This is a genomic window from Phormidium sp. CCY1219 (assembly GCF_055795085.1).
The window spans coordinates 23048-30216 of the sequence record NZ_JAYFEQ010000426.1; the positions used below are offsets into that span (position 1 = coordinate 23048).

At 49.2% G+C, this 7169-nt stretch carries 5 protein-coding genes; all 5 read right to left on the minus strand.

Going from position 1 to position 7169, the window contains the following annotated elements; all coding sequences use genetic code 11:
- Positions 1-285: 285 nt before the first annotated feature.
- Entirely contained in the window at positions 286-2094 is a 1809-nt protein-coding gene (gene modB, locus AC0QH1_RS09730; protein ID WP_324630884.1) for a molybdate ABC transporter permease subunit, read from the minus strand.
- A 124-nt stretch (positions 2095-2218) separates the two neighbouring features.
- Entirely contained in the window at positions 2219-3013 is a 795-nt protein-coding gene (gene modA, locus AC0QH1_RS09735; protein ID WP_324630880.1) for a molybdate ABC transporter substrate-binding protein, read from the minus strand.
- A gap of 255 nt (positions 3014-3268) precedes the next feature.
- Positions 3269-4048: a pyruvate formate-lyase-activating protein gene (gene pflA / locus AC0QH1_RS09740; protein WP_324630881.1), complete on the minus strand. Its 780-nt coding sequence runs from the start codon at positions 4046-4048 to the stop codon at positions 3269-3271.
- Positions 4049-4581: 533 nt separating this feature from the next.
- The gene (pflB, locus tag AC0QH1_RS09745; protein WP_324630882.1) at positions 4582-6867 is read right to left on the minus strand and encodes a formate C-acetyltransferase; all 2286 of its coding nucleotides are present in this window, start codon (positions 6865-6867) and stop codon (positions 4582-4584) included.
- 89 nt (positions 6868-6956) lie between these two features.
- Entirely contained in the window at positions 6957-7097 is a 141-nt protein-coding gene (locus AC0QH1_RS09750; RefSeq protein ID WP_324630883.1) for a hypothetical protein, read from the minus strand.
- Positions 7098-7169: the final 72 nt, after the last annotated feature.

Here is a 7169-nt window from a genome sequence, read left to right on the forward strand (position 1 = left end):
ATCAACTTAGGGTTGACTATGCCTAGACTACTCAATTTGGTTGGAAATTTCTGGAAAAAGTAATAATCCTTTTATCATTGGGCGCATCCTAATTTCACTCTTACTGTAACGAAGATGACTGCTGTCTGTCAGTTGGGTAGGATACGTTAATTTGGATTTGGCTGTGGGTACGGGTTTGGCGCTTTTTTCTCCGGTAGAATGGTGGAATTGTCCGTTGCCAATTTCCGCAATTTCTCGGATTTGCTTTGCGCTGTGGCGCTGGGATTGGCTGTGTCGCCCGCCTTGTCACCGTTCCATCACAATCAGCCGCAGGGGATCGAAGCGCACATACCACGGAAATGGACGATCTTTGAGAATTTCCCATTTTTCTTTAAATACTTCCGCTTGCAGGTGGTAGTCGTTGGCATGATGGGGGGCGGTTTGTAGTTTAAGATACAAGGTCATCCGGTGCGGGGTTTCGCTGGTTTGCGCTAACCAGCACGGAAAGCTGTTTTCCCGATCGCCCGCTGGGGGAAAGTGAAATTGGTGGGCGCGATAGCCCACATAGGCGAGGGATTCGGGTAGCGGTTCGATCGCCCTCAGGGTACAACCCCAGTCTATGGCTTCCACTTGTTGCCCGCCGATCGCTCTGGCTCGCGAAAAGTTCTTACACCCGGTGAGTTGGGCGGCAATGTAGCTGGGCGGGCGTTCTAAAATGTCTTGTTTGGTCCCGTAGGCGGCGATCGCTCCATCGGCTAAAATCAGCAACTTTGTGCTAATTCGATAGGCTTCTTCTATATTGTGCGTCACGAATAAGGTCGCGCCTTCATAGGTGGCTAGGGTTTCTCGCAGTTGCTTTTCCAGTTTGTGCCGCAGGTATGTATCTAGGGCGGAAAATGGTTCGTCTAACAACAGCGCATCGGGGGCAATTGCAAGCGCTCTGGCAAGGGCAACCCGCTGCTGCTGCCCGCCCGAGAGGCGATCGCTGTGCCGTTTTTCCAATCCTTGCAAGTCCATTTGGGCGATTTTTTCGGCTACAATCCGCTCGCGTTTCCCTTTGGGCAAATGTTTTAACCCAAACTCGATATTTTCTTCCACGTTTAAATGCGGAAACAAAGCATAATTTTGAAACACGACGCCAATCCGGCGATCGCAACTCGGCAGGTTAATTCCCCGTTCGGAATCGAACAATACTCGCCCGTTTAATTCAATGCGCCCCCGGGTGGGTGTCTCTAAACCGGCAATGCAACGCAAGGTCATGCTTTTCCCGGAACCCGATGCCCCTAACAAGGCGATCGGTTCTCCGTTTTGTCCGGCAAAATTTACCCCCAATTCAAAACTTTTTAACTGGTTTTCAATATCTACCTGAAATGTGGTAGAATGCAAGCGGCCATATGTGCGAGACGGCGAAAAATTAATGAAGCGATCGCGATTTTTTCCTCTCCCTTCTCGCAACCGTTCTAATTGGTTTTGCGAAAAGTTCACCGCCGCGATCGCACTTAACGAAATCACCAATACAATTGCCACCCAGATTTGCGCTTCCCTCATCTCCCCCGCTTCCACCGCAAAATATATCGCCACCGGAATCGTTTGCGTTTCTCCCGGAATATTCCCCGCCAGCATCAGCGTCGCCCCAAATTCTCCCAACGCCCGCGCAAATGCCAATATGGTTCCCGCTACAATTCCGGGCCAAGATAAGGGTAGCATCACTTGCCAAAATATCCGCCATTCCGATGCCCCCAATGTGCGCGCCGCACTCAGCAGATTTCGGTCGATTTGCTCGAAAGCAGCTAAAGCAGTTTTGTACATCAGCGGAAACGCGACCACCGTTGCCGCGATCGCCGTCGCTGACCAAGAAAATATTACCGTAATATCGAACTGCTCTAGCAATTTCCCCCCAGGTCCGTGCTTGCCAAAAAATAGCAATAACAAAAATCCTAACACCGTGGGAGGCAACACCAATGGCGCAATAAATATTGCCTCAATCGCCGTTTTCCAGTTTCCCCGTTTCCCCATCATCCACCGCGCCGCCCCCATGCCTAAAATAAAGGCAAATCCAGTCGCCGTTACCGCAGTTTTTAAGGATATCCACAGCGGCGTTAAGTCAAATTCCATTGCCAACAATTACTCCTCAATTTAACCACTTTTTGCCTGTTTTATAGGAATTACTAAAACCAATTCCCCTTTAATCTTTCCGGTAATTATGAAGAATTCGGTAGGGTACTCGCCCTCCGGTAAATTAACTCACTGGGCTAAATCCATATTTCTCAAATACCGCTTTTGCCGCATCGGTAAATAGAAATCGCAGGTAATCTTTAGACGCCTCTGCATTTTGGGTATTTTTAATCGCGGCGACAGGATAAACGATGGGGGAATGAAGGTTTTCCGAAGCAGTGGCGCGCACCGCAATACCATCGGATTGCAGGGCATCGGTGATGTAAACAATGCCCGCATCTACGTTGCCGGTTTCTACAAAGGTTAACACCTGACGGACGTTATTCCCAAACACCATTTTCGGTCGCAAGTCGTCGTAAATGTCGAGATTGACCAATACTTCTCGCGCATATTGTCCGGCGGGGACGCTTCTCGGTTCCCCGATCGCTACTCGTTTGATATCCGATGCGAGCAAGTCTCTAAAATTGGCGATCGCCGCTCTATTTTTTGGCGTAATTAACACCATCCGATTTCTGAGTAAATCTTGCCGAGACCCGGATAGCAGCAGATTTTGTTCCTCCAGTGCATCCATTTGTCTTTTCCCCGCCGACAGGAACACATCCACTGGCGCTCCCTGTTCTATCTGTCGCTGTAAAGCACCGGATGAGCCAAAGTTATAGCGAATTTCTCTTGCTTGCTGATTTCGTTCGTAAAGGGGCTTGATTTCTTGCATCGCATTGGTTAAACTAATGGCGGCGGATACGGTTAAATTCCCCCCGCGCTGTGCTATAATCGAGCCGGACATGGAACCCCAGGCGATCGCGATCGCCAATGCCGCCACAAATCCCACCACCAACGCTACTCGTTTTTTTAGGTTCATTTTTCTGCAATATCCTTGCTTCTAAAACGACAAAAAATTCAGTCCGCTGACTCAACCGCCACCAGACTTTCCATAAGAAACCGATCTAGCAAATTTTGCCGGATAAAACTGTATCTAAAATCACAAGCATCTATAAAAAAAAACAGGCAATGGGCGCGATTTCACTCCCATTACCTCTTCTTTTTCTCTCGAATTGTGGCGGGATAGACGCCGGGGCGGATTGGCGGGCGATCGCCCCTTCCCAGTTACGAAAATTTATTGCACCTGCAACCCATAGTTTCGGAAAATATTCATCACCGCTTCTACTTGTTCGGGGGTGGGTTCTGGGGTATCTTTCAATTGATACTCATATCCGAGTTGCTGCCACTTGTATTCTCCCATTTTATGAAAGGGCAGCACTTCCACTTTCTCCACACTCTTTAACTCGGAGACAAACTGCGCCAATCCTTCCACATTCTCGGGGTCGTCGGTTAAATTCGGCACCAACACAAAGCGCACCCACATGGGTTTGTTAATCTCGCTCAAATAGTTGGCAAAATTTAGAGTCGGTTCCAGGGAAACGCTGGTGACTTTGCGGTAGGTGTCTCGGGTGTAGGATTTGATATCCAGCAGCACCAAATCTACGTAATCTAGCACCGGTTTCGCCGCTTCGAGCAAGACATAACCGGAAGTATCCAACGCGGTATGAATGCCCAATTCTTTGCAGCGACGAAAGATTTCTCGCACGAAGGCAGGTTGCATCAAAGGTTCGCCCCCAGTCACCGTCACCCCCCCGCCAGAAAAGCGCATATAGGAGCGATATTTTTGTACCTCTGCGATCAGTTCGTCCACGCTGATTTGGTTCCCTTCTCCTAGTTTTTGGCAGTCGGGATTATGACAGTAAAGACAGCGCAGGGGACAGCCTTGGGTAAAAATGACAAATCGGATTCCCGGACCATCCACGGTACCGCAGCTTTCTAGAGAATGGATTCTACCCACTACGGGGGTTTGAGACGGGGCCGATCGGTTGGGAGATAGAAAGGTTGTATTGACCATAAAAGCTCCTTTACTTGGTTTTATTATAGCATTTTTCTATAAAGAGTTTTGGCGATCGGGACAGAAGCATTAGTTTAGAAAATTAAAAGGAATCCGAAAGCTACAATAAGAATATCTAGCTTAATTTTTATTTTAAGTTCTGCGCCCTCCCTGCGTCATCCGTCTTTCGATTGGTTTCTCGCACGTTGCACCAGCCTTAGGGTAGGTTGACCCACCCTATTAATATGCTTTCCGAAAAGCTGCTGTTCTGTGTGGTTTCTACTTCTTTTCCTTTATAACCCGTTTGGGACAAATCCTCCCAGTTGTACGGGTTTTTTTAATCTTAGGGTTCATTATTTGGGTAAATATAAAAAAATTCTGAATTTCGCTTGACTTCTGCTGATAACTATGCTATGGATAAATCATTGACCCAATCCCGTCGGTGAAATTGCCTGCACTGGCAAAATCGGCTAGAGCAGTTGCTCTAACCGATTTTTGATGTTGCTTAAGCCTTGGGTGAGGCGGGCAGTCGCCCACCGCCACCGGACGGAATCCTAGATGCGTTCGTGGAACGTGCGATTAATCACATCTAACTGTTGTTCGCGGGTCAACTTGATGAAGTTAACGGCATAACCGGACACGCGAATCGTCAGTTGCGGATATTTTTCCGGATGGTCCATCGCCTCAATCAGCGTGTCGCGATTCAGCACGTTGATGTTGATGTGATGACCGCGTTCGTGGAAGTAAGCATCTAACATGCCCACTAAGTTGGTCACTTTATCCGCTTCCACTTTTCCTAATGCCTGGGGCACGATGGAGAAGGTGTAGGAAATGCCATCTTGTGAGTGCTCGTAGGGCAGTTTCGCTACGGAGGCCAGAGCGGCGATCGCACCTTTGGTGTCGCGTCCGTGCATCGGGTTCGCACCCGGGGCAAAGGGTTCGCCCGCTTTGCGTCCGTCTGGGGTGCTACCAGTCTTCTTCCCGTACACTACATTAGAAGTGATGGTCAGAATCGACTGGGTAGGCACGGAATTTCGATAGGTCTTGTGCTTGCGGATTTTGTTCATAAACTCTTTGACCAGATCGGCGGCAATGTCGTCCGCGCGATCGTCGTTATTCCCGTACTTGGGATAATCCCCTTCGATTTCGTAATCCACCACCAAGCCGCGATCGTTGCGGATTGCCTTCACTTTGGCATACTTGATGGCAGACAAGGCATCGGCAACTACCGATAATCCCGCCATTCCGCAAGCCATCGTCCGATACACATCGCGATCGTGCAGGGCCAACTCAATCCGTTCGTAGGCGTATTTATCGTGCATGAAGTGAATCACGTTCAGGGTGTTGACGTACAGTTTCGCCAACCACTCCAAGAAGCGATCGAACTTCTCTACCACATCGTCGTATTCCAGGTAGTCTCCCGTTACCGGCACGAACGGCGGCCCGATTTGTTCTCCGCTTGTCTCGTCTTTACCGCCATTGATGGCATACAGCAGCGCTTTGGCTAAGTTCGCCCGCGCGCCGAAAAACTGCATTTGTTTCCCGATTTTCATGGCGCTCACGCAGCAGGCGATTCCGTAGTCGTCGCCATATTCGGGCCGCATCAAATCGTCGTTTTCGTACTGGGTAGAGCAAGTATCGATGGAGACTTTGGCGCAAAAGCGCTTGAAGTTAATCGGTAAGCGTTCCGACCACAAGATGGTTAGGTTCGGTTCCGGTGCCGCACCGAGAGTATATAGGGTGTTCAAAAAGCGGAAGCTGCTTTTCGTAACCAGGGATCGTCCGTCTTCCCCCATCCCTCCAATACATTCCGTTACCCAGGTGGGATCTCCGGAGAACAGTTGGTTGTATTCCGGAGTCCGCAGGAAGCGCACCATCCGCAGTTTCATTACGAAGTGGTCGATGATTTCCTGAACTTCGCTTTCGCTGAGCGTACCGTTTTTCAGGTCGCGATCGAAATAGATATCTAGGAAGGTCGAAACCCGTCCCAAGGACATCGCTGCCCCATTTTGCTCCTTGACCGCACCAAGATATCCAAAGTAGGTCCACTGTACCGCTTCTTTGGCATTGGCGGCGGGACGTCCAATATCAAAGCCGTATGACGCTGCCATTTCTTTCAGTTCGTGCAGCGCTCGCGTTTCTTCGGAGATTTCTTCCCGTCTCTCGATGATGCCCTCGTCCATTACGTCGAGTTCTAAAGAGGCGAGTTGATGTGTTTTATCGACAATTAAGCGATCGATTCCGTATAGAGCCACCCGGCGGTAATCTCCGATAATTCGACCGCGCCCGTAAGCATCGGGCAATCCCGTGACCAGTCCCGAGTGCCGCGCCGCTCGAATTTCTGGGGTATAGGCATCGAAAACGCCGTCGTTATGGGTTTTGCGATACTTGGTGAAGATTTTTTCGGTTTCGGGATCGAGTTCGTAACCGTAAGCTTCTAGGGATTTCTTCACCACCCGAATTCCGCCATAGGGCATGATGGCACGTTTGAGCGGTTTGTCGGTTTGCAATCCGACGATTTGCTCTAAGTCGGGATCGATGTATCCCGCGCCGTAGCTGGCGATTCCCGAGGGAATTTTCGTTTCCGTGTCTAAAATTCCATTTTTGCGTTCTTCTTCCATCAGTTCGCTGACTTTCCCCCACAGGGTTTTCGTCCGCTCTGTGGCGTCAGCTAAAAACGCGCTGTCTCCTTCATACGGGGTGTAGTTTTTTTGAATGAAATCCCGGACGTCTACTTCTTTTGTCCATTTTCCGGGAATAAATCCTTCCCACTGGTTAGAAAGACTGCTGATGCTGTTGCTTTCTCGTGCGGGTACTTTCGGATCTACAGTTGAAACCATACGTTTCTTTCCTCTCTCGGCAATTCTTGTTTCGGTTTGTTTCCACACTTCTCTAAGATAGCATTCTTTTATCAAATTGTGTGCGTTTGTCACTGTTTCTTGAGAAGGATTTTTCCGATCGCTCTACCTACTCCTTCTGATGTATCTCCTGCTACATCCTCTTTCAAGCCCCCATAAAAATTCTTTAACCCCGATGGGGCAAGATTTATATCAACAGGTTTGTCTTTCATGGCTACCAAACTTAGATAAGTCTGGTCTTCTGGTCAGGTGAGCTTGGGAAAATAAAGTCTTACCAAGCCCCT